At 71.9% G+C, this 25878-nt stretch carries 22 protein-coding genes, 1 tRNA gene and 2 pseudogenes; 12 read left to right on the forward strand and 13 right to left on the reverse strand.

Annotation, left to right across the window (positions count from 1 at the left end; translation table 11 throughout):
* Positions 1–4: 4 nt before the first annotated feature.
* Positions 5–133: pseudogene (locus tag ACIDOF_RS08170) on the reverse strand (MFS transporter); the annotation flags it as partial.
* Between the two features lie 127 nt (positions 134–260).
* Here ACIDOF_RS08170 and ACIDOF_RS08175 point away from each other — a divergent pair.
* Positions 261–1022, forward strand: coding sequence for a phosphoglyceromutase (locus tag ACIDOF_RS08175; RefSeq protein WP_409005055.1), 762 nt, complete (start codon positions 261–263; stop codon positions 1020–1022).
* 75 nt (positions 1023–1097) lie between these two features.
* Here ACIDOF_RS08175 and ACIDOF_RS08180 read toward each other — a convergent pair whose 3' ends face one another.
* The gene (locus ACIDOF_RS08180; protein WP_409005056.1) at positions 1098–1826 is read right to left on the reverse strand and encodes a hypothetical protein; all 729 of its coding nucleotides are present in this window, start codon (positions 1824–1826) and stop codon (positions 1098–1100) included.
* A gap of 58 nt (positions 1827–1884) precedes the next feature.
* A complete protein-coding gene (gene phoU / locus ACIDOF_RS08185; protein WP_409005057.1) occupies positions 1885–2568 on the reverse strand; it encodes a phosphate signaling complex protein PhoU in 684 nt (227 codons plus the stop codon).
* Positions 2569–2890: 322 nt separating this feature from the next.
* On the opposite strand from phoU, the gene ACIDOF_RS08190 reads away from it, so the two are divergent.
* Together ACIDOF_RS08190 and ACIDOF_RS08195 are read left to right on the forward strand one after the other, a co-directional pair.
* Positions 2891–4189 carry a sensor histidine kinase gene (locus tag ACIDOF_RS08190; protein WP_409005058.1) on the forward strand — a complete coding sequence of 433 codons (1299 nt, stop codon included), beginning with the start codon at positions 2891–2893 and terminating at the stop codon, positions 4187–4189.
* The gene (locus ACIDOF_RS08195) at positions 4186–4866 is read left to right on the forward strand and encodes a response regulator transcription factor (RefSeq protein WP_161695606.1); all 681 of its coding nucleotides are present in this window, start codon (positions 4186–4188) and stop codon (positions 4864–4866) included. The genes ACIDOF_RS08190 and ACIDOF_RS08195 overlap by 4 nt, the downstream gene beginning before the upstream one ends.
* Before the next feature lie 106 nt (positions 4867–4972).
* Here ACIDOF_RS08195 and ACIDOF_RS08200 read toward each other — a convergent pair whose 3' ends face one another.
* Positions 4973–5653 carry a DUF461 domain-containing protein gene (locus tag ACIDOF_RS08200; RefSeq protein ID WP_409005059.1) on the reverse strand — a complete coding sequence of 227 codons (681 nt, stop codon included), beginning with the start codon at positions 5651–5653 and terminating at the stop codon, positions 4973–4975.
* A 616-nt stretch (positions 5654–6269) separates the two neighbouring features.
* Here ACIDOF_RS08200 and ACIDOF_RS08205 point away from each other — a divergent pair.
* The 7 genes from ACIDOF_RS08205 to ACIDOF_RS08235 all read left to right on the forward strand — a co-directional run bounded on the left by ACIDOF_RS08205 (position 6270) and on the right by ACIDOF_RS08235 (position 12988).
* Positions 6270–6752, forward strand: coding sequence for a CarD family transcriptional regulator (locus tag ACIDOF_RS08205; RefSeq protein ID WP_003953493.1), 483 nt, complete (start codon positions 6270–6272; stop codon positions 6750–6752).
* 282 nt (positions 6753–7034) lie between these two features.
* Positions 7035–7805 (forward strand): 2-C-methyl-D-erythritol 4-phosphate cytidylyltransferase, encoded by a 771-nt coding sequence (ispD, locus tag ACIDOF_RS08210; protein WP_409005060.1) that lies wholly within the window; start codon positions 7035–7037, stop codon positions 7803–7805.
* Positions 7795–8298, forward strand: a complete 504-nt coding sequence (ispF, locus tag ACIDOF_RS08215; RefSeq protein WP_409005061.1) for a 2-C-methyl-D-erythritol 2,4-cyclodiphosphate synthase — start codon at positions 7795–7797, stop codon at positions 8296–8298. Before ispD ends, ispF begins: the two co-directional genes overlap by 11 nt.
* 72 nt (positions 8299–8370) lie before the next feature.
* Entirely contained in the window at positions 8371–8775 is a 405-nt protein-coding gene (locus tag ACIDOF_RS08220; protein WP_409005062.1) for a PPOX class F420-dependent oxidoreductase, read from the forward strand.
* Positions 8776–8862: 87 nt separating this feature from the next.
* A complete protein-coding gene (gene cysS, locus ACIDOF_RS08225) occupies positions 8863–10263 on the forward strand; it encodes a cysteine--tRNA ligase (RefSeq protein ID WP_409005063.1) in 1401 nt (466 codons plus the stop codon).
* A 95-nt stretch (positions 10264–10358) separates the two neighbouring features.
* Positions 10359–11309, forward strand: coding sequence for a 23S rRNA (guanosine(2251)-2'-O)-methyltransferase RlmB (rlmB, locus tag ACIDOF_RS08230; RefSeq protein WP_409005064.1), 951 nt, complete (start codon positions 10359–10361; stop codon positions 11307–11309).
* 116 nt (positions 11310–11425) lie between these two features.
* Positions 11426–12988 (forward strand): DoxX family protein, encoded by a 1563-nt coding sequence (locus ACIDOF_RS08235; RefSeq protein ID WP_409005065.1) that lies wholly within the window; start codon positions 11426–11428, stop codon positions 12986–12988.
* Positions 12989–13293: 305 nt separating this feature from the next.
* Here ACIDOF_RS08235 and ACIDOF_RS08240 read toward each other — a convergent pair whose 3' ends face one another.
* The 6 genes from ACIDOF_RS08240 to ACIDOF_RS08265 form a co-directional block, all read right to left on the reverse strand.
* Complete coding sequence (locus ACIDOF_RS08240) at positions 13294–14019, reverse strand: NDP-sugar synthase (protein WP_409005066.1); 726 nt, start codon at positions 14017–14019, stop codon at positions 13294–13296.
* Between the two features lie 42 nt (positions 14020–14061).
* Positions 14062–14493: a hypothetical protein gene (locus tag ACIDOF_RS08245; RefSeq protein ID WP_409005345.1), complete on the reverse strand. Its 432-nt coding sequence runs from the start codon at positions 14491–14493 to the stop codon at positions 14062–14064.
* 191 nt (positions 14494–14684) lie between these two features.
* Positions 14685–15821: an ABC transporter ATP-binding protein gene (locus tag ACIDOF_RS08250; RefSeq protein ID WP_409005067.1), complete on the reverse strand. Its 1137-nt coding sequence runs from the start codon at positions 15819–15821 to the stop codon at positions 14685–14687.
* A gap of 213 nt (positions 15822–16034) precedes the next feature.
* On the reverse strand, positions 16035–20321 hold the full coding sequence (locus ACIDOF_RS08255; protein ID WP_409005068.1) for a non-ribosomal peptide synthetase: 4287 nt from the start codon (positions 20319–20321) through the stop codon (positions 16035–16037).
* Positions 20322–20377: 56 nt separating this feature from the next.
* Positions 20378–21886, reverse strand: a complete 1509-nt coding sequence (locus ACIDOF_RS08260; protein WP_409005069.1) for an AMP-binding protein — start codon at positions 21884–21886, stop codon at positions 20378–20380.
* A 28-nt stretch (positions 21887–21914) separates the two neighbouring features.
* Positions 21915–22292: an acyl carrier protein gene (locus ACIDOF_RS08265; RefSeq protein ID WP_409005070.1), complete on the reverse strand. Its 378-nt coding sequence runs from the start codon at positions 22290–22292 to the stop codon at positions 21915–21917.
* A gap of 141 nt (positions 22293–22433) precedes the next feature.
* Between ACIDOF_RS08265 and ACIDOF_RS08270 the strand changes: the two genes are divergently transcribed.
* Positions 22434–22507 (forward strand) — tRNA-Thr (locus ACIDOF_RS08270).
* A gap of 417 nt (positions 22508–22924) precedes the next feature.
* Here ACIDOF_RS08270 and ACIDOF_RS08275 read toward each other — a convergent pair.
* Together ACIDOF_RS08275 and ACIDOF_RS08280 are read right to left on the reverse strand one after the other, a co-directional pair.
* Positions 22925–24037: pseudogene (locus ACIDOF_RS08275) on the reverse strand (tyrosine-type recombinase/integrase); the annotation flags it as partial.
* 266 nt (positions 24038–24303) lie between these two features.
* The gene (locus ACIDOF_RS08280) at positions 24304–25032 is read right to left on the reverse strand and encodes a multiprotein-bridging factor 1 family protein (RefSeq protein ID WP_409005071.1); all 729 of its coding nucleotides are present in this window, start codon (positions 25030–25032) and stop codon (positions 24304–24306) included.
* 96 nt (positions 25033–25128) lie between these two features.
* On the opposite strand from ACIDOF_RS08280, the gene ACIDOF_RS08285 reads away from it, so the two are divergent.
* Positions 25129–25356 carry an integrase gene (locus ACIDOF_RS08285; protein WP_409005072.1) on the forward strand — a complete coding sequence of 76 codons (228 nt, stop codon included), beginning with the start codon at positions 25129–25131 and terminating at the stop codon, positions 25354–25356.
* Positions 25357–25432: 76 nt separating this feature from the next.
* On the opposite strand, the gene ACIDOF_RS08290 is transcribed toward ACIDOF_RS08285, so the two are convergent.
* Positions 25433–25873: a hypothetical protein gene (locus ACIDOF_RS08290; RefSeq protein ID WP_409005073.1), complete on the reverse strand. Its 441-nt coding sequence runs from the start codon at positions 25871–25873 to the stop codon at positions 25433–25435.
* Positions 25874–25878 lie beyond the last annotated feature (5 nt).

Here is a 25878-nt window from a genome sequence, read left to right on the forward strand (position 1 = left end):
AACGCAGGGGCACCAACGTGGCGACGAACGCGCCCAGCCGGTTCACGAGCGTGCTCGTCCACAGCCACCAGAACTCGCGCGGCAGGCCGGAGACGCTCTTCCTGACGGCCCGTTGAAGCGAAGCGACAGACAAGAAGAGCCCCCCGGCGCGTGGCAAGTGATGCGAGATGTGACTGGCGAATGTAAGAGGCGAATGCCTGGAGCGCAGATTACGCAGGGGCCGGACGGCGCGCCACATGTTTTCCATTAGGCTCGGACACATGGCCGACGCACCGTACAAGCTGATCCTCCTCCGCCACGGCGAGAGCGAGTGGAACGCGAAGAACCTGTTCACCGGCTGGGTGGACGTCAACCTCAACGAGAAGGGCGAGAAGGAGGCGGTCCGCGGCGGTGAGCTGCTCAAGGACGCCGGCCTGCTCCCCGACGTGGTCCACACGTCGCTCCAGAAGCGCGCGATCCGCACGGCGCAGCTCGCCCTGGAGGCGGCCGACCGCCACTGGATCCCGGTCCATCGCAGCTGGCGCCTGAACGAGCGTCACTACGGCGCCCTGCAGGGCAAGGACAAGGCGCAGACCCTCGCGGAGTTCGGCGAGGAGCAGTTCATGCTGTGGCGCCGCTCGTACGACACCCCGCCGCCGCCGCTCGACCGCGACGCCGAGTACTCCCAGTTCGAGGACCCCCGCTACGCCACGCTCCCGCCGGAGCTGCGCCCGCAGACGGAGTGCCTGAAGGACGTCGTCGTCCGCATGCTCCCGTACTGGTTCGACGGCATCGTCCCCGACCTCCTCACCGGCAAGACGGTCCTGGTCGCGGCCCACGGCAACTCGCTGCGCGCCCTCGTCAAGCACCTGGACGACATCTCGGACGCCGACATCGCGGGCCTCAACATCCCGACGGGCATCCCGCTCTCGTACGAACTGGACGCCGACTTCAAGCCCCTGAACCCGGGCGGCACCTACCTGGACCCCGAGGCGGCCAAGGCGGCCATCGAGGCGGTCAAGAACCAGGGCAAGAAGAAGTAAGTTCCGTGATCATGCCCCTGACCTGCGCGGGAAGCGCGGGGCAGGGGCATTTTCATGGGCCGGAACCCCGGCTTCTCACGGCACCGGCCACACACCCGACCACGGGTGGTCCGCAGGCAGGCCCGCCATCGGCTGGCCCTTCCGTTCGGCCAGGCGCCTGCGGGCGATGTGGTACGCCCAGGCGTGCGTGGCCGCCTTCTTCTCCACGCCGAAGTGCTTGCCGGTGGCGGCCTCCAGGAACTCCAGCTCGCTGCGATCCTTCGGCTCGGTCCTGCCGCCGTGGGCGCGTACCCACTCCCTGACCTCGTCCGGGGCGCCGGTCCACTTGCTGCCCGAGTCCCGGATCTCCGCGTAGTCCACCCGGGCCCAGAACGCCTCCGCGTCCGCGATGTCCGGGGCCTGCCGGTGGTGCGTGCGGCAGAGCAGGGCGGAATTGCGGACGTCCATCGAGCCGCCGAGCGAAGCCGGTACGGCGTGGGCACGCTCGACAGGGGTGCCCCAGCAGATCAGGCAGCCGGGGCCCATGCCGAGGTAGTCGGCGACGGCCTTGAGCGTGGGCGGGGTTCTGCGGTCGTCCGCAGTCGTCTCACGCAGGCGCAGCGGCAGCAGGTCCACGTCGTACCAGAAGCCTTCCTCGCCCTCCGGCGAGGTGATGAGGAGTTCGTCGGGAGGGTCGTCCCGCTGCCGCTGGTTGTTGCGGATGGTGTGGAACGGCGTGGTCACCTGGGGCATCCCGCGCTGCGCGGCCCGTACGACTTCGAGGAGACGGTGGGCGCAGCGCTCGAAGTTCTCGTAGACCGCCACAAAAGGCGAAGGGCCCGGTCCGAGCGGACCGGGCCCTTCGTTTCAGCCACGCGAGTGCCTACGCCCCCGCCACCTCCGGCCCCGTCGGTGCCTGGATCTCGTCCGCGTGTTCGCCCGTCACCAGGTACACCACGCGCTTCGCGACCGAGACCGCGTGGTCGGCGAAGCGCTCGTAGTAGCGGCCGAGGAGGGTGACGTCGACGGCCGTCTCGATGCCGTGCTTCCAGCGGTCGTCCATCAGGTGCTGGAACAGCGTGCGGTGCAGCTGGTCCATCTCGTCGTCGTCCTGCTCCAGCTGCAGGGCCAGGTCGATGTCCTTGGTGATGATGACCTCGGCCGCCTTCGCCATGAGGCGCTGCGCGAGCTGGCCCATCTCCAGGATCGTGGCGTGCAGGTCGTTCGGGACGACGGACTCCGGGAAGCGGAGCCGGGCCAGCTTCGCGACGTGCTGGGCCAGGTCGCCGGAGCGCTCCAGGTCCGCACTCATCCGCAGCGAGGTGACCACGATCCGCAGGTCCGTCGCGACCGGCTGCTGGCGGGCGAGCAGGGCTATCGCGCGCGCCTCCAGGTCGTGCTGCAGGTCGTCGACCTTCTGGTCCGCCGCGATGACGCTCTCGGCGAGCTTCAGGTCCGAGTCGAGCATGGCCGTCGTGGCGCGCCCGATCGCCGACCCGACAAGGCGGGCCATCTCGACCAGGCCTTCGCCGATCGAGTCAAGTTCCTCGTGGTACGCGTCCCGCATGAGTTCCCTCTCTGAGTACGTGCCGCCAGGGCCATAACCCCTGTCATACGATTCGGGGCTCCGACCCCACGCTCCCACGGTGCGGCCGGAACGCGACGGGGACCGGCACCCCGTGTGAATCGGCCCTGTCCTCAAGGTGAACTCTGGGCGACGCGACAACTGCCCGGGATGCCCCGTACGCCCCACCCCTCCACCTGCGCCGATGCCGCCGGGCCACCCAAATGAACCAGCCCCGTACCTCCGGTGAACTCTCGGCGACGAGTGTTCGAGATGACAGCTCGACCGGTATGGCCGGGCATCGGGACGTGCATAACCTGAAGGCATGGACGTGAACGCGGCGGTCGCCGCAGCGGCAGCGATCGCCGGGGTGTGCACCGGCGTCATCGCGATGCTGGCGTTCCGCTGGAGCGAGCGCGACCAGAAACGCCCCACCCGCACCTCCCTGCACACGGACGCCGTACTCCCGCCCGGCGTGGACACGGTCCTGTCCGTGCTGCGCTCCTCCGCGGTGGTGCTCGACGAGGCCGACGCCGTCGTCAAGGCCAGCTCCGCGGCGTACGCCCTCGGGCTCGTGCGCGGCGGCAAGCTCGCCGTCGAACCGATGCTGCAGATGGCCCGCGACACCCGCCGCGACGGCGAGATACGCCAGGTCGAGCTGGACCTGCCGCGCCGGGGCACCGGCCGCGGCGAGGCCCTCGCGGTCTCCGCCCGCGTCGCCCCGCTCGGCTCCCGCCTCGTGCTGCTCCTCGTCGAGGACCTCACGGAGGCCCGCCGCATCGAGGCCGTACGACGCGACTTCGTCGCCAACGTGAGCCACGAGCTGAAGACCCCCGTCGGCGCCCTCAGCCTGCTCTCCGAGGCCGTCATGGACGCCGCCGACGACCCGGAGGCCGTGGAGCGGTTCGCCGGCCGCATGCAGATAGAGGCCACCCGCCTGACCAACCTGGTCCAGGAGCTCATCGATCTCTCCCGCGTGCAGAACGACGACCCGCTGGAGGACGCCGAGCCGGTCCGCGTCGACGAACTCGTCACCGAGGCCATCGACCGCTGCCGCCACCAGGCCGGCACGAAGCAGATCACGATGGCCGCCGGCGGCACCGCCGACCTGCACATCTGGGGCAACCGCGGCCAGCTCGCCGCCGCCCTCGGCAACCTCGTCGAGAACGCCGTGAACTACAGCCCGGCCCGTACCCGCGTGGGCATAGCCGCCCGCCGGGTCAACGCGCCCGGCGGCGACCTCATCGAGATCGCCGTGACCGACCAGGGCATCGGCATCTCCGACAAGGACAAGGAGCGCATCTTCGAGCGCTTCTACCGCGTCGACCCGGCCCGCTCACGGCAGACCGGCGGCACCGGCCTCGGCCTCGCCATCGTCAAGCACGTGGCCGCCTCGCACGGCGGGGAGGTCGCCGTGTGGAGCTCGGAGGGACAGGGCTCCACCTTCACCCTGAAGCTGCCGGAGGCGGGCGCCGCCCGCGACCGCGGCCAGCAGTCCACCGCGGAACGCGACGACCTCGACGGCGAGGACCCGGGCGCGGACGCCCAGAACGACACCCACACCGCTCAGCACGAGTCTCGCGAGACCCGCGAGCCGATCCCTGCCCCGGAGGTCCTTCCGTGACCCGAGTGCTCGTCGTCGAGGACGAGGAATCCTTCAGCGACGCCCTGTCGTACATGCTCCGCAAGGAGGGCTTCGAAGTCGCCATCGCGGCCACGGGCCCCGACGGGCTCGACGAGTTCGAGCGCAACGGCGCCGACCTGGTCCTGCTCGACCTGATGCTGCCCGGCCTGCCCGGCACCGAGGTCTGCCGCCAGCTGCGCGGCCGCTCCAACGTCCCCGTGATCATGGTGACGGCCAAGGACAGCGAGATCGACAAGGTCGTCGGTCTCGAAATAGGAGCCGACGACTACGTCACCAAGCCCTTCTCGTCCCGCGAGCTGGTGGCCCGTATCCGCGCCGTCCTGCGCCGCCGCGGCGAACCCGAGGAGGTCACCCCGGCCGCCCTCGAGGCAGGCCCGGTCCGCATGGACGTCGACCGGCACGTGGTCACGGTCGGCGGCTCCAAGGTCGACCTGCCGCTCAAGGAGTTCGACCTCCTGGAGATGCTCCTTCGCAACGCGGGCCGCGTCCTGACCCGGATGCAGCTCATCGACCGCGTCTGGGGCGCCGACTACGTGGGCGACACCAAGACCCTCGACGTCCACGTGAAGCGCCTGCGCGCGAAGATCGAGCCGGACCCGGGCGCCCCGCGCTACCTGGTCACGGTCCGCGGTCTGGGCTACAAGTTCGAGCCGTAGACCGCCCCGAGCCCCGCTCCCGCGCGGCTCCCGACGTACGAGAAGGGCCCCACCGCCGAACTCCGGCGGTGGGGCCCTCCTCGTCGCGTACGGGGACGGCGCGGCCTCAGTGGCCGGCGGCCTCGTGGTCCGCGGCGCCCTCGGAGGGGCTGCCGTTCGGGTCGGGCTCGCCGGAGGCGACACCCTCGGTGGGCTTGCCCGAGGCGCCCTCGGTCGGCTTGCCGGACGCGCCCTCGGACGGCTTGGCGCCGTCGGTCGGCTTGGCGGCCGGGACCTCCTCCGGGCCCCACTTCTTGAAGTAGCTGGTCGCGGGCACGACGAACGTCTTCATCTTGACGTCGCCGGTCTCGCTGAAGGAGAAGGTGATCTGCTGGGCGTTGCCGTCGAGCACGGCCTCACGGCTGCTCGGCAGGGACGCGGCGGCGTTGCCCTCGCCGCCGATCACCAGGGAGCCGCCGGCCGGGATGGTGAGCTTGCCGGCGCCCTTGGCGGGCTTGAGCTCGGCCACCTTGTTCGTGCCCTCGACCTTGATGGACTCGAGGGTCTGCGGCTTCTGGCCGTTGTTGAACACCGTCGCGGCGACCGCGGCCGGGCCCGTGGACTTCAGGTCGGGCTGCGTGATGACGACCGCGTTCTGGATCTTGATGTCGCCGACCGCGGTCGCGGCGTTGTCCGGCCGGACGCCGAGCGTCTGGGCGTTGTTGCCCGCACCGCACGCGGCGAGGGTGGCGACGGAGAACCCGAGGGCGGTGGCGGCGATGGCGCCGCGTCGAAGGCTGCGGCTCACGGCGGCGGCAACTCCTTGAACGTGGGCGGTACGGGTCGGCCTGTGGCCGTCCGTAATGGTCTGACAGCGCGCTTAGGTTACCGACCCCCCGTCGGGCCGCCGCACCCGACCCGCCCCTTCGTCGCCCGGGCGTCCGCGCGGAAGGCTCGGTCGCTCGGCCGGGACCCGTGCCGTGATGTGGCCGAATGCTTGTGGTTCGGGATTCACATATCCATCGCGTCGACCGCCCGGTGGATTTCAGGTAAGGAATGCGGGACGCCCACAGGAATTGATCTTCACGGTTCGCGTGATCAATTCCGGATTCCCGCGCCAACCGTTCACACTTGTCTCGAACGGCTCTCATGGCACCGAACGGAGTAGCGGAAGCCACTCTCTTCGAAGCGTGCAAACCGGGACGTTCGACCTCTTGGGAGGGGTCGCGAGGGTCTGTGACGGCCGTGTTTCAGGTTCCCTGGACAGCCGCTCCGACCTGCGAATACCCGCCTCCGGAAAGTCCGCGCAGCACGATCCTGGCACCGTTGTCAAGCCCCGAGATATGCCCTGACCTGCGAAAACGCCATTCAGAAGAGGCAGTTCTCGTGTTAGGATGGATAGCCACGGAAGGGGTACCTGTCACATGACGTTCAAGGTTGGCGACACCGTGGTCTATCCCCATCACGGGGCCGCGCTGATCGAGGCCATCGAAACTCGCCAGATCAAAGGCGTGGACAAGACCTACTTGGTGCTGAAGGTCGCTCAGGGCGACCTGACGGTTCGTGTGCCAGCGGACAATGCGGAGTTCGTCGGCGTACGCGACGTTGTCGGTCAGGACGGGCTCGACCGGGTCTTCGAGGTGCTGCGCGCGCCGTACGCCGAGGAGCCGACGAACTGGTCCAGGCGCTACAAGGCAAATCTCGAGAAGCTCGCCTCCGGCGATGTCATCAAGGTCGCTGAAGTGGTGCGTGACCTGTGGCGGCGCGAGCGCGAGCGCGGTCTGTCCGCCGGTGAGAAGCGCATGCTCGCCAAGGCACGGCAGATCCTGGTGAGCGAGCTCGCCCTCGCGGAGAACACCAACGAAGACAAGGCCGAGGCTCTGCTCGACGAAGTCCTCGCGTCCTGACGCAGTACCGGTAACACCATGCCGCGGTGCCCGCTGACCAGCCCTGACTGACCTCCAGAACAGGCTGCGTTGCCGGGCACCGCGGCATGTCCGGACCCGTAAAAGCCGCCCCAGCCCCGACGCCGCCCCGCACTGGCGTGAACTGGCGCCCAGCCTCGACCGGTTGTCACGGAAAGGGTCACGGTCAAGAGCTGCGCGCCTGGCCCTCGACCTGTCGGCCGGGGGCGTTCGCTGAGGCCATACCCACGCTGCCCGAGGACACAAACCCTGAACGCGGACCAGATGTCAGACGAATCCCAGTCATCCCCGAACACGCCGAAGCCCGCCCGCACCGCCGCGGTGATCCCCGCGGCCGGCCGGGGCGTGCGGCTCGGCCCGGGCGCCCCCAAGGCGCTCCGCACCCTCAACGGCACCCCGATGCTGATCCACGCAGTCCGGGCGATGGCCGCGTCCCGCGCCGTCTCCCTGGTCGTCGTGGTCGCGCCCGCCGACGGCGCCGCCGAGGTCAAGTCGCTGCTCGCCGACCACTCGCTGCCCGAGAGGACCGACTTCCTCGTCGTGCCCGGCGGCGACACCCGGCAGGAGTCCGTCCGCGCCGGCATCGACGCGCTGCCGCCGGACATCACCACCGTGCTCGTGCACGACGCGGCCCGCCCGCTCGTGCCCGTCGACACCGTGGACGCCGTCGTGGAGACCGTCGCCTCCGGCGCCCCCGCCGTCGTCCCCGCGCTGCCGCTCGCCGACACCGTCAAGGAAGTCGAGCCGGCCGCCGAGCGCGGCGCCCCCGAACCCGTCGTCGCCACCCCCGTACGGGCCCGGCTGCGCGCGGTGCAGACGCCGCAGGGATTCGACCGGGACGTGCTCGTCCGCGCCCACGAGACCGTCGAGCTCGACGGCGAGGGCGCCACCGACGACGCCGGGATGGTCGAACAGCTCGGCCTGCCCGTGGTCGTCGTACCCGGGCACGAAGAGGCGTTCAAGGTGACCAGGCCGCTCGACCTGGTCCTGGCCGAGGCGGTCCTGGCGCGCAGGAGGAAGAACGATGGCTTCTGATCCGCTGACGAACCTGCCGCTGGTCGGCGTCGGCACCGACGTGCACGCCTTCGAGCAGGGCCGCGAACTGTGGTGCGCCGGCCTGCTGTGGGACGAGGAGGCCAGCGGCGGCTGGGGCCTCGCGGGCCACTCCGACGGCGACGTCGCCGCGCACGCCGCCTGCGACGCGCTGTTCTCCGCCGCGGGCGTCGGCGACCTCGGCGCGCACTTCGGCACCTCGCGCCCCGAGTGGGCCGGAGCGTCCGGCGTCACCCTGCTGACCGAGGCCGCGCGTATCGTGCGGGCCGCCGGCTTCGCGATCGGCAACGTCTCCGTGCAGGTCGTCGGCGTACGGCCGAAGGTCGGCAAGCGGCGGGACGAGGCGCAGAAGGTGCTGTCCGAGGCGGTCGGGGCGCCGGTGTCGGTGTCCGGGACGACCACGGACGGGCTCGGCATGACCGGCCGCGGCGAGGGCCTCGCGGCGATCGCCACGGCACTCGTCGTCCGCCGCTGAGCCGGACCGCGGTCGTACGGTGACTGCGCGGGGCGGGCACCCGTCCCGCGCACGCCCGTATCTGGAGGTCCGATGTCCGACTCGCTCTCCGACGAGCTCAAGGCCCTGCTCGACACCCCCGTCTTCGTCACCGTCGGCACGATCCAGCCCGACGGCAGCCCGCAGCTGTCCCCGGTCTGGGTGAAGCGCGACGGGAACGACGTGCTGTTCTCCACCACGGTCGGCCGCCGCAAGGAGAAGAACATGCGGCGCGACCCGCGGATCAGCATCGTCGTCCAGCCCTTCGACGCCCCCTACTCCTACGCGGAGATCCGCGGCAGCGCCGAGATGACCACCGAGGGCGGGCAGGAGCTCATCGACGAGCTGTCGTTGAAGTACACCGGCAAGGAGTACGCCGAGTTCAACCCGCGGTCGTTCAAGGACGCCGAGCGGGTGGTCGTCCGGGTCAGTCCGCGCAAGGTCGTCGGCCGGATCTGATCGTCCGGGGTCGTCCCGCATCACAAAGTGGTCCCGTGGCCCGGGAAGGGTCGCGGGGCACTCCTTCCGGCCCACTACCCTTGATGCGTGACTATTCGCCTGTACGACACCAGCGCCCGGCAGATTCGCGATTTCACCCCGCTCACGCCGGGCTGTGTCTCGATCTACCTGTGTGGCGCGACCGTGCAGGCCGCCCCGCACATCGGGCACATCAGGTCGGGCCTCAACTTCGACATCATGCGCCGGTGGTTCGCGTACCGCGGCTATGACGTGACGTTCGTCCGCAACGTCACGGACATCGACGACAAGATCATCAAGAAGGCCGCCGAACAGGGCCGCCCCTGGTGGTCCATCGGGTACGAGAACGAGCGCGCCTTCAACGACGGGTACGCGGCCCTCGGCTGCCTCCCGCCCACCTACGAGCCGCGCGCCACCGGGCACGTGACCGAGATGGTCGAGATGATGCGCGGCCTGATCGAGCGCGGCCACGCCTACGAGGCGGACGGCAACGTCTACTTCGACGTCCGGTCGTACGCGGACTACCTGGAGCTGTCCAACCAGGACCTCGACGACCTGCGGCAGCCCTCCGGCGAGGGCGAGACCGGCAAGCGGGACCCGCGGGACTTCGCCATGTGGAAGGCGACGAAGCCGGGCGAGCCCAGCTGGGAGACGCCGTGGGGCCGGGGCCGTCCCGGCTGGCACCTGGAGTGCTCGGCGATGGCCCACAAGTACCTGGGCACCGCCTTCGACATCCACGGCGGCGGCCTCGACCTGATCTTCCCGCACCACGAGAACGAGATCGCCCAGGCCAAGGCCTACGGCGACGACTTCGCGCAGTACTGGGTGCACAACGCCTGGGTGACCATGGCCGGGGACAAGATGTCGAAGTCACTCGGCAACTCGGTCCTCGTCTCCGAGATGGTGCAGCGCTGGCGCCCGATCGTCCTGCGCTACTACCTGGGCACCCCGCACTACCGCTCGATGATCGAGTACAGCGAGGAGGCGCTGCGCGAGGCCGAGTCGGCGTTCGCGCGGATCGAGGGCTTCGTGCAGCGGGCCACCGAGAAGGCCGGCAAGAACGTCCCGCCCGCCGCCGAGGTGCCGCTCGCGTTCGCCGAGGCCATGGACGACGACCTCGGGGTGCCGCAGGCCCTCGCGATCGTCCACACGGCCGTCCGCCAGGGCAACTCGGCGCTCGCCGCGGACGACAAGGAGGCCGCCGTCGAGCGCCTCGCCGAGGTCCGCGCCATGCTCGGCGTCCTCGGCCTGGACCCGCTCGACGAGCACTGGGCCGGCGAGGCCGACCGCGGTGACGATCTGCACGGCGTCGTCGACTCCCTCGTACGCCTCGTGCTCGAACAGCGGGAGTCGGCGCGGGCGCGCAAGGACTGGGCGACGGCCGACGCGATCCGGGACCAGCTCGGGCAGTCCGGGCTCGTCATCGAGGACAGCCCGGACGGACCGCGCTGGAGCCTCGGCCCCCGCTGAGCCCGCCGGGTCCGACCCGAAACTGGCCGCCCGGTCCGCCGGGCGGCACACTCACTTATACGTACGTACGCAGAGCTTCAGGAAACAGGTAGGTCATGGCCGGGAACAGCCAGCGCAGGAACCGCCGCACCAGCAACAAGAAGGGTGCGACGGTCGGCAGCGGTGGCCAGCGGCGCCGCGGCCTCGAGGGCAAGGGGCCGACGCCGCCCGCCGAGATGCGCAAGAAGCACAAGAAGAACCGCATCGCCAACGCCAAGGCCAAGCAGGCCGCCCGCCGTCCCGTCGCGCGCCGCGGCGGCAAGGGCACGTCCGAGCTGGTCGTCGGCCGCAACCCGGTCGTGGAGGCGCTGCGCGAGGGCGTGCCCGCGTCCACGCTGTACGTGCTGCAGTACATCGACAACGACGAGCGGGTGCGCGAGGCGCTGCAGCTCGTCGCCGAGCGCGGCGGCGTCAACCTGATGGAGGCGCCGCGCGCCGAGCTCGACCGCATGACCAACGGCCTCAACCACCAGGGCCTCGTCCTGCAGGTCCCGCCGTACGAGTACGCGCACCCGGAGGACCTCGCGCACGCCGCGTTCGACGAGGGCGAGGACCCGCTGATCGTCGCCCTCGACGGCGTGACCGACCCGCGCAACCTCGGCGCCGTCGTCCGCTCCGTCTCCGCGTTCGGCGGGCACGGCGTGGTCGTGCCCGAGCGGCGCGCGGCCGGCATGACCGCCGGGGCGTGGAAGACCTCGGCGGGCACCGCTGCGCGCACGCCGGTGGCGCGGGCGACCAACCTGACGCGCGCCCTGGAGGCGTACAAGAAGGACGGCCTCGTCGTCGTCGGTCTCGCCGCCGACGGTGAGCACGAGGTCGGTGAACTCGAGGCGCTCGACGGCCCGGTGGTGATCGTGGTCGGCAGCGAGGGCAAGGGACTGTCCCGACTCGTGGGCGAGACCTGCGACTTCAGGGTGAAGATCCCGATGCCGGGCGGCGCCGAGTCGCTGAACGCCGGTGTCGCCGCGGGCGTCGTCCTCTACGAGGCGGCCCGGCGCCGCAGCTGAACCCCTCGGGGGCAAGGGAGTTGATCCCGTCGGGGCATGCGGTGGTCGGGCCTTGACGCGGCCCGGACAGATCGGGACGGTCAAGGCAGTGTCCTAAGCACACATCACTCGGTTAGATGAGTGTGGACACCAGAACACCCCGCACACCCGCAGGGGGAGGCCCGTCGGGATTCGACGACGGACCCGCGCTGAGCATGGTGAAGGTGCCGTGCGACCCGGCGCAGGTCATCGTCAATCACGCGAGCTTCCGCGTGCAGCTCCCGACGGCGCAGCAGACCCAGTCCCCGCGTATCGCACGGCAGTTGGCGCTCGCCGGGCTCGCAGCGGGCGTGCCCGCCGGCGCGGGCGCCGCCGCCGGGCGCCGGCGCGCCCCCGTCGTATGGAGCGGGAAGTCCGTGCCCGGCGACCCGGGCGCCAGCGGCCTCCTGCAGGCCGTGCGCACGACCGGCGTGCAGCACGAAGGCTCCTTCGACGGGGCGGACGCCGGCGCGGCCACGCAGGTCATCCCGCGCGTCACCGAAGGCCCGCCGCCGCAGGTCATCGGCCCGCGCGAGCCGGAGGACAGCGACACCCGGATCCTGCCGCGCGTGCAGTCCTCGGGCAGCGTGTACGACGAAGAGGCGTACGCGTACGAGGAGTTGGCGCGCGACGACGCCGGGTACGAGGAGACCGAGGAGCGGACGCCGCGTCGGCACGGCAACGACTCCGTGCGCCACGCGTACTACCCGGGGCGGCGGTTGAACCTCGGTGTGGTGCTGCTGCCGCTGCGTATCTTCCTCGGCTTCATCTCCATCTACGCGGGCATGGGCAAGCTCTGCGACCCCGTCTACTTCGACGGCGGCGAGCGCGGCTCCATGGTCAAGTGGCTGAATTCGCTGCACCCTTGGGCGCTCGCCGAGCCGATGCGGGACTGGGCGCTCGCGCACCCGGTCGGCGCGGGGCTCGTCATCGCCTTCCTCCAGGTGATCGTCGGCGTGCTGACCGTGCTCGGCCTGTGGCAGCGGGCGGCGGCCGTCGTCGGCGGGCTGCTCTCGGCCGCGCTGCTCGTCACGGTGAGCTGGAAGTCGGTGCCGGTGTACGACGCGCCGGACATCATCTACCTCGCCGCGTGGAGCCCGCTGATCATCGCGGGTGCGCCGGTGTACTCCGTGGACGGCTGGCTGGCCAGCGAGGCCTGGCGGCGGCTCGGCCCGCGCGCCGCGCTGTGGGAGCTGCGGCGCCGGGTGCTGCGGCGCGGGCTGCTCGTCGGCACCGTCGTCGTCGGCCTCACGCTGCTCGTCGGCTCGCTGCTCGGTGGTGCGGTGCGGGACGCGGACCGGGTGACCGCGCCGGGTCCCGGTGAGGCGCCGCGCAACGAACAGCCGGGGTCGCCGCTGCCGTCCGAGCCGAAGGAACGGCGTACGGAGCGGCAGACGCCGTCCGCGACGACCGGGGCTCCGACGCAGGGCAACACGTCCACGCCGCCGTCGGCGCCGCCGTCCACGCCGGGTACGGCGAGCGAGTCCGGGTCGGTCGACAGCCAGCAGCCGAGCGAGACGGCGGGTACGGGGCAGCAGCAGCCCCCGCCGCAGGAGTCGGCGCCGCCGTCCACCAGCAGTGGGCCGACTTCCAGTGGGGGTACGGGGAGTGGGGGTTCGGGCAGCGAGGAGCCGGGGTTGGTCGGAGGCCTCCTGGGCTAGGCGTCCAGGGGCGGGCCCCCGGGGGCTCCGCCCCCGGCCCCCGCTCCTCAATCGCCGGAGGGGCTCCCTCCGTCTCCGGCTCTCCCGCCGTCGTGGTTGCTCGCGCCGTTCCCCGCGCCCCTGTCGGGGCACGTCCCCCCGCTGTGGGTGGGTGGGGGTGAGGGCGGGATCGCCCCCGCCTTGCTGTGGGCAGGCGTTCCGCAGGCGGAACGGGTGGGCACAGCCCACCCACGGCGGGCGAGCCGACGGCGAACCCCGGAAGCCGCTCCGGCGTTTGAGGAGCCGGGGTGGAGCCCGGGGAGGGCTCAACGGCCGTGGGACGCCAGTTCCTTCGCTGCCTCCGTGAGGTCCTTCGCCGTGTCGATGGCGCGCCAGTACGCGCCCTGCGGCAGTGGGTAGCCGGCCAGGCGGCGTTGGCGGGCCAGGCGGGGGAACGTGGTGCGTTCGTGGTCGCCGCGGTCGGGGAGCAGGGCGGCGAACTCGGGGGAGAAGACGTACACGCCCGCGTTGATCTCGTACGTGACGGGCGGGGACTCGATGAAGTCCGTGATGTGGCCGAACGCGTCGGTCTCGACGGTGCCCCAGGGGAGGCGGGGCCGGGCCAGGGCCAGGGTGGCGGTGGCGTCCCGCTCGGTGTGGAACGCGGCCATGTCGCGCAGCGGGAAGCGGGTCCAGATGTCGCCGTTCGTCGCGTACCAGGCGCGGTCCGGGTGCGGCAGGCGGGCGGCCGCGTACTTGAGTCCGCCGCCGCGGCCGAGCGGCTCCTCCTCGACCACCGTCGTGACCCGCAACGGGAGTTCGGTCTCGGCCAGCCAGTCCTGGAGGACGTCGGCGAGGTGGCCGCAGGAGATGACGGCGTCGGTGACGCCTTCGGCGGCGAGCCAGGAAAGCTGATGGCCGATGATCGGGACCCCGGTCCCGGGGATCTCGACCATCGGCTTCGGTCGGTCGTCGGTGTACGGGCGCAGCCTGGAGCCCTGTCCTCCGGCGAGGATGACGGCCTGTACGGGGAAGGGGTGCGGGTCGGTCATGTCCCGCACCCTATGGCGTGGGCGCCGGGCGGGCCGGTGCCGTCAGACCGACTGGGCCACGCCCGTGGCGAAGGCGGTGTCGCAGACCGGGCGGGCGTACGACTGGGCGCGGCTCGGGCCGTACTGGCGGACGGCGGCGCGGCCGAGGGCGCGGGCGATCCAGGCGCAGTGCTTGGCGAGCGACGGGCGGGCGTCGACCTCCTGCTGGAGCTTGGTGAGGGCGACTCCCGGGTTCTTCTCCTGGAGTTCGAGCAGGAGCCGGTCGCGCAGCGCCTCCTGAGGGGCGCGCGTCGTCCTGGCGGGCGACGAGACCTCCTCGGACGACGCGGTGAGCACCGACTGCGAGCCACCCGACCAGTTGACCCGGGTGACCGCGAGCGTCCCGGACAGGACGAGGACGACGGGGAGGACAAGAGCGAGGGTTCGGCCGATTCGGCGGGCGCTTTGGTTCACGTGCGTGAGCGTAGCGGTCAGTGATGATTTGGAGACATTTGGTCACCGGAACGGGCGACGGTTCGAGGGAAAATTTCGAATCGGGGTTGACGCACGGAGTTCGAAAAGGGCGTTGTGCCGGGGTATTTGTCGACTCCGTGCCGCCCGTTCCCGGCGGAACGCGGACGGCCCCGCACCGAAGTGCGGGGCCGTCCGGCCGAGTTGGCGGGGCGTCAGTCGCTGAGGCGCTCGCCGGAGGACGTCGCGAAGACATGCGTCTCGCCCGGGCGCGGGACGACGTGCAGCTGCGAGCCCTTCTCCGGCACGGAGCGGCCGTTGACCCGGACGACCAGGTCCTTCGGCTCGCCACCGACCTCGGCGGTGCCGTAGACGTAGCCGTCGGCGCCGAGTTCCTCGACGACGTTCACCGTGATGGCGAGGCCGGCCGGGGCGTCCGAGCTGTCCTTGGTGAGGGACTTGGCGGCCTCGCCGTTCTGCTCGACCACGTCGAAGTGCTCGGGGCGGACGCCGACGGTGACCGTGCGGTCGCCCTTGTCGGCGGCGGCGGTGAGGGCCTCGCGGTTCACCGGCACGACGGAGTTGCCGAACTTCACGCCGCCGTCGGTGATCGGGACCTCGACCAGGTTCATGGCGGGGGAGCCGATGAACCCGGCGACGAAGAGGTTGGCCGGACGGTCGTACATGTTGCGCGGCGAGTCCACCTGCTGGAGCAGGCCGTCCTTGAGCACGGCCACGCGGTCGCCCATCGTCATGGCCTCGACCTGGTCGTGGGTGACGTACACGGTGGTGATGCCGAGGCGGCGCTGGAGCGAGGCGATCTGGGTGCGGGTGGAGACGCGGAGCTTGGCGTCCAGGTTGGACAGCGGCTCGTCCATGAGGAAGACCTGCGGCTCGCGGACGATGGCGCGGCCCATCGCGACGCGCTGGCGCTGACCGCCGGAGAGGGCCTTGGGCTTGCGGCTCAGGTACTCGGTGAGGTCGAGGATCTTCGCGGCGTCCTCGACCTTCTGCCGGATCTCGGCCTTCGGCACGCCGGCGATCTTGAGTGCGAAGCCCATGTTGTCGGCGACCGTCATGTGCGGGTAGAGCGCGTAGTTCTGGAACACCATGGCGATGTCCCGGTCCTTCGGCGGGAGGTGCGTGACGTCGCGGTCGCCGATGCGGATCGCACCGCCGTTGACGTCCTCGAGGCCTGCGAGCATGCGCAGGGAGGTCGACTTTCCGCAGCCGGAGGGACCGACGAGGACGAGGAACTCGCCGTCCTCGATCTCGATGTCCAGGCCGTCCACCGCGGGCTTGTCGGAGCCCGGGTAGATGCGTGTCGCCTTGTCGAACGTGACAGAAGCCATGGCTGTGAAGCCCCCTTCACCGGCAGGAACGTGCCGGACGATCCGAGTAAAGGTGGTGGCTGCGCCGCGTGGTCGCGGCGCAGTGAAGCGCCCAGGCCGGGGCCGGGGTGGCTGCGACAGTACCCGGCGGATTCGGCGGTGTCAGCAGGCGTACGGGAATTCGCGCAGCGTACGAGGGCCGTCACGGGCGGGGGTCGGCACGTACGAGGGGCGTCACGGGGGCGGCAGGAAGCCGGTGGTCGTGAAGTGGCGGACGCAGGCGGCGAAGAGGTCCGCGCCGTCGCCCGCGAGGTCGATGCCGGTGCCGTCGAGGAGGGCGCGGGTCGTCGTGGCGTCGACGGGGTGGGCGCCCTCGGACGTCACGCGGCCCGCGGCGTCGGTGAGGACGGCGAGCAGCGCGGGCCCGGTCGGCGTGGAGCGCAGGGCGTGCAGCCACTGCTCGGGCGGTACGTCGGCGATGCGGTGGCCGTGGGTCCGCAGCCGGTCCACGGCCGTGGCGAGGGTGAGGCGGCGTCCGGCGGCGATGTGGAACGTACGCCCGGCGGCGGCCGGTCGCAGGGCGAGGGCGACGATCGCGGCGGCCGCGCGGTCGACGGGCACCAGGTCGAACGACAGGTCCAGGGAGGCGTCCGGGGCGAGGCCGAGGCGGGCGCAGGCCTGCAGCAGCAGCCACAGGTAGTCCGCGTCCTGGCACACGCCGGTCGCCGAGTCTCCGGTGAGCCGGGTCGGGCGGTGCACGGTGACGGGGAGGCCGCGGCGGCGGGCCTGTCCGACCAGGTGCTCGGCGGCCCACTTGCTCTGCGCGTAGCCGTGCCGCAGTCCGGTCGGCGGGGGCAGCGGGTCGTCGGCGAGGTACGCGCCGGAGGCCGGGGTTCCGGAGAGCACGCCGACGGTCGAGACGTGGTGCACGGGCACGGTGCGGTGGGCGGCGGCAAGGCGCAGGACCTCGGCGGTGGCGTCGGTGTTGGCGGCCCGCAGCCGGTCGTATCCGTGGGCGAGGTTGACCTCGGCGCCGCAGTGCAGGACGAGGTCGACGGTGCGCGCGAGCCGCTCGTACGCGCCGGGGGCGAGGCCGAGGCGGGGGGCGGCGAGGTCGCCGGTGTGCGGGACGATCCGGGGGTCGGCGGCGAGGTCGTGGAGGCCGTACGCGCGGAGGCGGTCGTGGAGGCGTTGGCCGGTGCCGCGGATCAGGCAGTGCACGGTGGCGTCGGTACGGGCGAGGAGTGCGCGCAGCAGGAACGCGCCGAGGAAGCCGGTGGCGCCGGTGAGGAGGACGTGCCGGGGCGGGGACGTGGCGGCGGGGCCGGTCGTGGGGGCGATGTCGGCGGGGAGGCGCACGGCGAGGTCGGCGTGGGCGGGGCGGGCGGGGGTGTGGGTGGCGAGGCCCGCGATGGTCGGGGTGCCGAAGACGGCGTTCAGGGGCAGGTCGAGGCCGAGTTCGGTGCGCAGGTCGAGGACGAGGCGGGCGGCGCGCAGGGAGTCGCCGCCGACGGCGAAGAAGTCGTCGTGCACGCCGGGCGTCGTGCCGGGGGTGCCGAGGGCCCGTTGCCACAGTTCGGCGATGTGCAGCTCGCGGGGGCTGCGGGGCGGCACGTGCGGCACCCGGTCGTCGGTGGGGCCCGGTGTGGCCGCGGCGAGGGCGGCGCGGTCGACCTTGCCGCTGGCGGTGAGGGGCAGGGCGGCGGCGGGCACGAGCAGGGTGGGCACGAGGTGGGCGGGCAGCACGGCGGCGAGCTCGGCGCGCAGCTGCTCGGGCGCGGCCTCGCCGGTGTAGTGGGCGACCAGGCGTTTCGGGTCGCCGGTGGCGAGGACGACGGCGTCGGTGACGCCGCCGGCCGCGCGTACGGCCGCCTCGGCCTCGGCGGGTTCGACGCGGTGGCCGCGGATCTTCACCTGGGCGTCGCGCCGGCCGACGAACTCGATGCTCCCGTCCGGCGCGTACCGCCCCAGGTCGCCGCTGCGGTACAGGCGTTCGCCGTCGACGTGCACGAAGCGGGCGCGGGTCTCGGCCGCGGCGCCCGGGTATCCGACGTACCCGGCGGCGAGGGTGCGGCCGCCGATGCAGATCTCGCCGACCGCGCCGAGCGGCACCGGGCGCAGGTCCGCGTCGAGCAGCCGCACGCGGGCGCCCGCCACGGGCCGTCCCACGGGCGGGAGTTCGGGCCAGTGCGCGGGGTCGCCGGTGAGGGGGTGGGCGGTGACGACGTGGGACTCGGTGGGGCCGTACTGGTTCACGAGGCGGGCGCGGGCCCCGGCTCCGGTTCCGGCCGGCTCGGTGAGGAACGCGCGCAGCGCCGGGGTGACGTGCAGCTGCTCGCCCGCGGTGATGAACTCCCGTACGCGGCAGGGGCGTTGGGCGGCGACGGCGTGGGCGGCGAGTTGCTGGAGCGCCACGAACGGCAGGAACAGGCGGTCGACGCGCTGCTCGTCGACCAGGTCGAGCAGCAGCCGTGGGTCGCGGCGCGTGGCGTCGTCGACGAGGACGAGGGTGCCGCCCGCGGCCCAGGTGGCGAACAGTTCCTGGAAGGCGACGTCAAAGCCGATCGGCGCGAACTGCAGGGTGCGGGCGCCCGGGCCGCAGTCGGAGTGCCCGCGCTGCCAGTCGACGAGCGAGGCCAGCGCCCGGTGCGGCAGCGCGACGCCCTTGGGTCTGCCGGTGGAGCCGGAGGTGTGCAGGACGTACGCGAGGTCCTGCGGGGCTGCGGAGGGGAGCGCGGGGCGCGGGGGCGCGGGCGGTGTGTCCTCGACGTGCAGGAGGTCGACGTCGAGGGCGTCGGCCCAGGTGCCGAGGTCCGGGGCGCGGCTGGTCAGGAGGGCGCTCGCGGCGCTGTCGCGCAGGAGGCGGGTGCGGCGGGCGGCCGGGTGGGCGGGGTCGACCGGCACGCAGCAGCCGCCCGCCTTCAGCACGGCGAGGACCGCGACGGGCAGTTCGGGCCCGCGTGGCAGGCAGAACGCGACGCGTGCGCCCCGCCCGTGCCCGCGTGCGACCAGCCGGGCGGCGAGCGCGTCGGACGCGGCGTCGAGCTCGCGGTACGTCATCCGCCGCTCGCCGTGCACGACCGCGTCGGCTTCCGGCGTACGGGCCGCGGCGGCGCGGAACGCCTCGTGCACGAGCGGCGGTTCGGCGCGTCCGGGCGGGCCCGCGGCGTACGCGTCGAGCCGGTCCCGCTCGGACGCCGGAAGCAACTCCAGCTTCTCAAGGGGGAGTTGGGGGTCCCGGAGGGCGGATTCGAGGAGGGTGACGAAGCGGGCGGCGAGCCGTTCGGCGTCGGCGTGGTCGAAGAGGTCGGAGGCGTACTCCAGAAGTCCCAGATACCCGTCGCTCCCGAGGCCGCCCTCGGGGAGGCCGCCCTGAGGGATCAGGTGGACGAACGCGTCGAACTTGGCCGTGCCGTTGTGCGGGTGGAGGCGGCGGGCCGTGACGCCGGGCAGGTCGAGGCCGGGCGTGTCCGCGTCGTCCACCGTCAGGACCACCTGGAACAGCGGGAACCGGCCGAGCGTGCGCTCCCCGGCGAGCTCGCGGACAAGGCGTCCGTACGACACCTCGCGGTGCGCGACCGCGTCCCACACCGCGGACCGCACGGCGCGCGCGAGGTCGGCGAAGCCGCCGTCGAGGCGGCTGCGCAGCGGCAGCAGATCCGTCAAGCAGCCGATGAGCGGCTCCAGTTGAGGGTCGCCGCGCCGTGACATCGGCGTGCCGATCACCACGTCCCGTTCACCGGAGAGCCGTCCGACGAGTGCGCTCAGGGCGGCGGCGAGCAGCGCGAACGGGGTGACGCGCAGCGTACGGGCGAGGGCGCGCAGCTCCCGTACGGTCCCCGCGCCGATCCGGAACCGCACCTGGCCGCCGCGACGGCTCGGCACGGCGGGACGGGCGCGGCGGGCGGGGAAGGACGACTCGGCGGGCGCGCCGTCGAGGACGGCCCGCCAGTGCGCGACGAGGTCGTCGAGCTCGGCACGCGGCCGCCCGCGCCGGGCGAGAGCGTACGGCCCGAACTGCACGGGCAGGGCGGCCAGTCGGGGCGGGCGCTGTTCGGTCGCGGCGCGGTACAGCTCGCCGAACTCCTCGTCCAGGAGGCGCAGCGACCAGCCGTCGAGCACCGCGTGGTGCACGGCGACGGCGAGCACATGCTCCTGCGGTCCGGCCGCCAGGAGGGTCGCCCGCAGCAGCGGCGGTCGGTCGAGCGGAACCGGAACGCTCACCGCCGCCCGGACCGCCGCGTCCAGCTCGGCGGGCGGTACGGACCGCTGCCGCACCCGGACCGGCAGCGCCCCCTCGACCCGCTGCGACGGCACCCCGTCGACGAGGCCGAGGCTGCTGCGCAGCGCCTCGTGCCGGCCCACGATCCCGGACAACGCCGCCTCCACGGCCACCGGGTCGAGGGGGCCGGTGAGGCGGTACGTCCAGTTCTCCACGTACGGCGAGGGCCGGCCGCTGTCGGCGCAACTCCCGTGCTGCATCTGGTCGTTGAGCCAGATGGACTCCTGCTCGGGGGACATGGGGTGGATGCGCGGGGGCGCGGGAGCGGTGGTTCCGGGAGGGGTTCCGGGCCGGTTCATCGGGGGTGCGGGCCTTCCGTGGCGAGGGCGGCGAGCGCCGGGCGGTCGACCTTGCCGTGCGCGGTCACGGGCAGCGCCGGCAGCTCGCGCACGAGATGCGGTACGAGATGCGCGGGGAGCGCGGCGCGCAGGGCACGGCGCACGGCGGCGGGGGAGGGGGCGGAGGCGCTTCCGGGGGCCTCGGCGGAGGTGTAGTAGAGCGCGAGCCGGTCGCCGACGGGGAGGGCGGCGCAGTCCCGTACGCCGGGGACGCGGCGGGCGGCGGCCTCCGTCTCGGCGGGTTCGACGCGGTGCCCGGCGATCTTCACCTGCCGGTCGGTGCGGCCGTGGAAGTGCAGCACGCCGTCGGCGTCGAGGCGGCCGAGATCGCCGGTGCGGTACACGCGTACGCCGTCGTCGGTGGTCGTGAAGCGCTCGGCGGTCGCCTCCGGGAGGCCGAGGTAGCCGTCGGCGAGGCCGGTGCCGGAGAGCAGGATCTCGCCGTCGCGGGACAGCCGAACTCCCGTACCCGGCACGGGAGTTCCGACCGGGATGCCCTCCGGGCGGTCGCAGTCGGCGGGCGTGATGCGGTGCGTCGTCGCGAAGACGCAGCTCTCGACGGGCCCGTACCCGTTGAACAGCGCGATGCCCGGGTGCCGCCGCAGGAAGGTGCGCACATGCGCGGGGGACAGCACCTCGCCGCCGGTCAGGACGTGCCCGAGCCCCGTGAAGCAGCCGGGGTCCTCGTCGACGAACAGGTTGAACAGCGAGGAGGTGATCCACAGGGTGTCGACCCCGTGCCGGTCGATCAGCCCGCGCAGCTCGTCCGGCAGCAGCGTCCGGCTCGCCGACATGGCGCACGCCGCCCCGGTGAGCAGCGGCCCCCACACCTCCAGCGTGAACGCGTCCCACGGCACGGGCGCGGCCTGCGCCATCACCCGCCCCGGCCCGAGCCCGACGAGCGCGCCCCCGGGCCGGAACAGCCGCGTCACGGCCCGATGCGGCGCGACCACACCCTTGGGCCGACCGGAGCTGCCGGAGGTGAAGAAGACGGTGGCGGGGGCGGCGGGTGACTGCGCGGTCGGCGGGGGTGGCGGGGGTGGCGGGGGGCCCGGCGCGGCGGTCGCGTCATCCGTGTCACCCGGGTCGTTCGGGGACCAGCTGGGCAACCCCGCGAGGATCGACGGGTCGTCCGCGACACCGACTGGCGGGCCGAGCTCTTCGACGACGGTACGCATCCGCTCCCGCGGCCACGCCGGGTCCAACGCGGCATACGCGGCACCGCACTTGAGCACGCCGAGCAGCACGGCCACCAGGTCGGGGGTACGCGCGAGCGCGACGGGGACGAGGGTGCCGGGCCCGACCCCGAGCCGCCGCAACGCCCCCGCGTACGCCTCGGCGGCCCGGTCCAGCTCGCCGTACGTCACGCGCCGGGCGCCCTGGAGGAGGGCGGGGGCGTCGGGGGTACGGGCGGCGTGGCGGGCGAGGACGGTGTGGATGAGCGCTCCGGCCGCCGGCTCAGGCATCGGGCGCGGCTCAGGCATGGGGCGCGGCTCAGGCATGGGGCGTGGAGCGGGCCTGGGGTGCGGTGTGGGTCTGGTGTGCGGTGCGGGACTGGTGTGCGGTGCGGGCGAGGGCCGAGCAGAAGTCTCCGACGGTGTCCGCGTCGAAGAGCTCCTCGGGCGCGACGGTCACGCCGGACTCCTTGCGTACGCGCGCACAGATCCGAATGGCCTGCAGGGAGGAGCCGCCGAGGTCCTGGAAGTGCGAGTGCTGCACCTGGTCGAGGGGGAGGCCACTGTCCCTGTCCCCGAGCACGTCGACGACGATACGGAGGACCCGTAAGCCGAGCTCCGCCTCCCCTTCCCCGGGACCGGCCCCGGCGCCCCCCTCCGAGGCTCTCCCGACACCCGGCTCCGCCCCTGCCTCCATGCCCGCCCCTCACTCTCGTGGATTCGAACAAGCGCTGGAGTGTTTCTATCAAGCAACCCCGCCGAGGACCCCCACAGGGCCGACATCGTCCGTGGCCCACGACGACGCCCCCTGTGTAAAGTGTGGAAACCGCCACGGCCCGCCTCCTTAGCTCAGCTGGCCAGAGCAACGCACTTGTAATGCGTAGGTCGTCGGTTCGAATCCGACAGGGGGCTCTGCGAAATCCCGGGCTGGACCTCGTCTGGCCTGGGGGTTTCTGTTTTCTGCGCTCCGGGAGACGGGAAGGCGATGATCTTCGCGCCCGCTTGCGTGCCCGTTGCGTGCCCTTCCGGATTCTCGGCCCCCTCGGCTGCCAGCCCGGTGACGCGGGCGAGCGCCATCTGCGCGACCTCTTCGACAGTGCGTCCGTCCTGCTCGGCCTTCGCCGCGATTTGAGCGACAAGGCGGTCGAGTGCCGTCTGCTCGCCCCCATCCGCCGTGGGTGCAGGCGGTGTTGGCTCGGGGGCACGGGCCGCGGCCCGGGGCACCATGGCGATCGTTGCCTCGGCAGCCTCGCGAGCAGCCTTGGGCATGACCGACTGGTAGATGTCCCGCGTGATCCGGCTCTCGCTGTGGCCGAGGGTCTCGGACACGATCTTGATGTCGACGCCGGCGGCGAGCATCAACGAGGCGGCGACGTGCCGCAGATCGTGCAGCCGGATCGGAGGCAGCCCGGAGAGCTCGACAAGACGCTCGAAATGATCAGTCAGCCATCCGGGGTTGATGAACGACCCGTCAGGCATCGTGAACATGCGGCCCGAATCGATCCACGCCTCGCCGTACGTCTGGCGCTCGGCGCCCTGCTGCCGCTCCTGGTCGTCGAGGACCTGGTCGGTGTACTCGTCGAGGTCGATCACGCGCTCACCGCTGTCGGTCTTCGGGGCGTTCTCGATGACCTCCGATCGGTCCTGCACGAGCTGCGTGGCGACGGTAAGCGTCTTCGCTGCGCGATTCCGGTCCGTATGTCGCAGACCGCAGGACTCGCCACGGCGCAGCCCTCGGAAAGTGATCAGGTGATAGAGCCCGTACAGCCGGTCCTTCCGAGCGGCGAGGAAGTCGAGGAACTCCCCTGCTTGCTCGGGAGTCCACACCATGACCGGGGAAGGCTTGACGCCTGTTCGCAGCCACTCGGCGACCCGTTCATCGGTCCAGACAAGGGCCTTGGGGCGCCGGTGCTCTTCGAGCTCGACGTGCGCGGCGGCGTTGAACACGATCAGCCCGCGCGCAATGGCGGCGTTCAGTGCGGCACGAAGCGTCGCCTTGATGTGGTGCTGCGTCGCGACGCCTGTGGCCCGCCGGAACGGCGGCATCGAGGCGATGCTTTCTTTCATCGCCTTGCGGCGACGCCGGTTCTCCAGCCCCTTCCACGGAATGAGCTTGAGCTCATCGAGCGCGGTACGGCGCAGAATGTTCGCGTCGCGGATCTCCTCGTTCGTCTCCGCGATGCCCTCGAACATCTCGTCGAGGTGAGCGACGGTGAGCCGGTCGAGTCGTATGTGCCCGATCCGCGGTATGAGGTGCACGCGGATGTCGGTGTCATAGCGGTTCTTCCCGCTCGTGCGCAGCGACTTCTTACCGGCGAGCCACAGCTCAAGCCACTCGCCGACCGTCGTGTGCTGCGTGAGTGACTGGCCCGTCGCGAACTTCCGCTTCGTTTCGTCGTAGTCGGGCAGAGGGTCTTTGCCCGCCCCGACAGTTTCGAGCATGTCGCCGAGGCGGCGCCGGCCCTCCGCGTCCTCTCTGCCGGCGATGCCGAGCAGAGCACGGACCTTGTCGAGGTCAGCCTGCGCGTCGGTCTTGGTGTTGTATCCCGAGCGGCGGAAGATGCGCCGCTCGCCGTCCTTGTTCGCCGGCAGCTCTTGCCGAATGGACCAGACCCCGTGCCTGGGCTGGTTGTACTTCGGGCAGGCAGTGCCGAGCGGCTTGCCTGTTTCCGCGCTGCGGCAGTAGCAGCGTTTGTTCGTGGAGCCTTTCACGCGTCATCCTCCGGTGTGAGTGAGCGGGGGTCGTCGAGCATGTCGAGCCCTCGCATGTCCTCGATCAAGTCCGGCCGCAAGGCAGGGATTTGGAGTCCGACGCGCTGCATATCCCCAATGTGAGCGGCGAGTTCTTCGAGGCGCTGTGTGTAATCGGTCCATGCGTCCGTTCGGCCCTTCTGGTTCGACTTGCGCTTGTCTGCGGCCTCGGCACGCAGGTAGGCCCTGTGGGCGGCCTCGCGACGCCGCTCGAACTCGGGGTAGAGGGAAGCCGGATAGGCCGCAGTGGCCCACGCTGCGGACCATTTGGGGCCGTCCTCGCCGATCGGCCGGGACTCGGGGAAGTACCGGCCGTCGAGCGGCCCGCCGAGAGTGGGCGTCTGCTCGCCGGTCCACCAACGCCACACGGTGTACGGGTCGCGCGGGTCGCGGTTAGGCACGGTGGGCACGGCCTGCTCGCTCCCGAGCGGGAGCATGAGCAGCAGCGGGGGTACGGCCAGGGCGAGGCCGAGTGCGAGCAGTTCGTCGGCGGTCACCTCGCGGCGGCGACTGCCGTCCGGCTTGCGTCGACCTGACTCGATGCTGACGAGTGCGGCGTACGTGAGGCCGGTCGCGCCGAGGCGCTCGCATTCGGCGGCGAGTTGCTCGCGGGACATGCCGAGGCGCGTGCGGTGTCGGCGGACTTGCTCGGCGATGGTGTCGCTTGCCGTCGGGTGATTGTGCATATGGCACAGTCAACGTTGCGTGTTGCGCAGTGTCAACAGCTTCCGTTACGTTCTCGATCACGACCAAAGGGGTTGATCGTGAGTAACGAAAGAGGAATGACACACGACGAGTTGATGGCCCTCCCGGTGACGTTCCCCCTGGAGACGGCCAACCGAGCGCTGACGCTCGGCAGGACGACCGGCTACAGCCTCGCCAAGCGCGGTCTGTACCCCGTCCCTCTCCTTCCCGGTAGGCGCGGCTACGTGGTGTCGCGCTACCACCTGCACAGGTATCTCGGTGTCACCCCCGAGCTGACTGCCGAGGCGGCAGCAGACGCCGCATAGCGACCGCGGGCGGGGTCCTCACGGCTCCGCCCGCCGGGCCTGGAGCAGCCGGCGGGCGGAAGGCGGTCAGGCCGTTCTACTGATCTCTCAGGGCGTCGACGAGTTCGTGGATCTGCTGTGAGGGGAAGTGCAGCAGTGCGGCGTCGCCGAGGCCGTCCGGTTCGAGGGGGACGTTCATGCGCCATGAGCCGGGGCGCCACGGTTGTCGGACGCGGTCGCTGAACGTCGGGGTCTCGGCGAGCAGGTAGGTGAGGCGCATGGCGTCGGGGATCGGCATCTTGAGCAGTGCCCATCCGCGGTGGTAGTCGATGAATCCGTCGCCGCCGTAGCCGAGGGGCTTGTCGCGCTTAGCGCGTACGCCTGCGGTGGCTTCGCCGACGTCTTGGCAGCAGCCGGTCGTCATGAGGCCGAGGGCCCACAGTTCGCGTACGACGGGCGTCATGTCCTGGTCGATCTGGACGCGTTCGCCGGTCGGGGCGGTGAGGGTTTCGAAGGGGTGGATCGTCGGGTCGGGCATGGTGT

The sequence above is a fragment of the Streptomyces sp. Da 82-17 genome, from assembly GCF_046098215.1.
Classification (GTDB): domain Bacteria; phylum Actinomycetota; class Actinomycetes; order Streptomycetales; family Streptomycetaceae; genus Streptomyces.

Excerpts from the sequence above, each read along its gene's own strand:
- ACIDOF_RS08260 (WP_409005069.1), bottom strand. The coding sequence starts at position 21,886 with ATGCCTGAGCCGGCGGCCGGAGCGCTCATCCACACCGTCCTCGCCCGC.
- ACIDOF_RS08235 (WP_409005065.1), top strand. The coding sequence starts at position 11,426 with ATGAGTGTGGACACCAGAACACCCCGCACACCCGCAGGGGGAGGCCCG.
- ACIDOF_RS08220 (WP_409005062.1), top strand. The coding sequence starts at position 8,371 with ATGTCCGACTCGCTCTCCGACGAGCTCAAGGCCCTGCTCGACACCCCC.
- ACIDOF_RS08280 (WP_409005071.1), bottom strand. The coding sequence starts at position 25,032 with ATGCACAATCACCCGACGGCAAGCGACACCATCGCCGAGCAAGTCCGC.
- ACIDOF_RS08255 (WP_409005068.1), bottom strand. The coding sequence starts at position 20,321 with ATGTCCCCCGAGCAGGAGTCCATCTGGCTCAACGACCAGATGCAGCAC.
- rlmB (WP_409005064.1), top strand. The coding sequence starts at position 10,359 with ATGGCCGGGAACAGCCAGCGCAGGAACCGCCGCACCAGCAACAAGAAG.
- ACIDOF_RS08290 (WP_409005073.1), bottom strand. The coding sequence starts at position 25,873 with ATGCCCGACCCGACGATCCACCCCTTCGAAACCCTCACCGCCCCGACC.
- phoU (WP_409005057.1), bottom strand. The coding sequence starts at position 2,568 with ATGCGGGACGCGTACCACGAGGAACTTGACTCGATCGGCGAAGGCCTG.
- ACIDOF_RS08175 (WP_409005055.1), top strand. The coding sequence starts at position 261 with ATGGCCGACGCACCGTACAAGCTGATCCTCCTCCGCCACGGCGAGAGC.
- ispF (WP_409005061.1), top strand. The coding sequence starts at position 7,795 with ATGGCTTCTGATCCGCTGACGAACCTGCCGCTGGTCGGCGTCGGCACC.
- ACIDOF_RS08265 (WP_409005070.1), bottom strand. The coding sequence starts at position 22,292 with ATGGAGGCAGGGGCGGAGCCGGGTGTCGGGAGAGCCTCGGAGGGGGGC.
- ACIDOF_RS08190 (WP_409005058.1), top strand. The coding sequence starts at position 2,891 with ATGGACGTGAACGCGGCGGTCGCCGCAGCGGCAGCGATCGCCGGGGTG.
- ispD (WP_409005060.1), top strand. The coding sequence starts at position 7,035 with ATGTCAGACGAATCCCAGTCATCCCCGAACACGCCGAAGCCCGCCCGC.
- ACIDOF_RS08250 (WP_409005067.1), bottom strand. The coding sequence starts at position 15,821 with ATGGCTTCTGTCACGTTCGACAAGGCGACACGCATCTACCCGGGCTCC.
- ACIDOF_RS08240 (WP_409005066.1), bottom strand. The coding sequence starts at position 14,019 with ATGACCGACCCGCACCCCTTCCCCGTACAGGCCGTCATCCTCGCCGGA.
- ACIDOF_RS08205 (WP_003953493.1), top strand. The coding sequence starts at position 6,270 with ATGACGTTCAAGGTTGGCGACACCGTGGTCTATCCCCATCACGGGGCC.
- ACIDOF_RS08285 (WP_409005072.1), top strand. The coding sequence starts at position 25,129 with ATGACACACGACGAGTTGATGGCCCTCCCGGTGACGTTCCCCCTGGAG.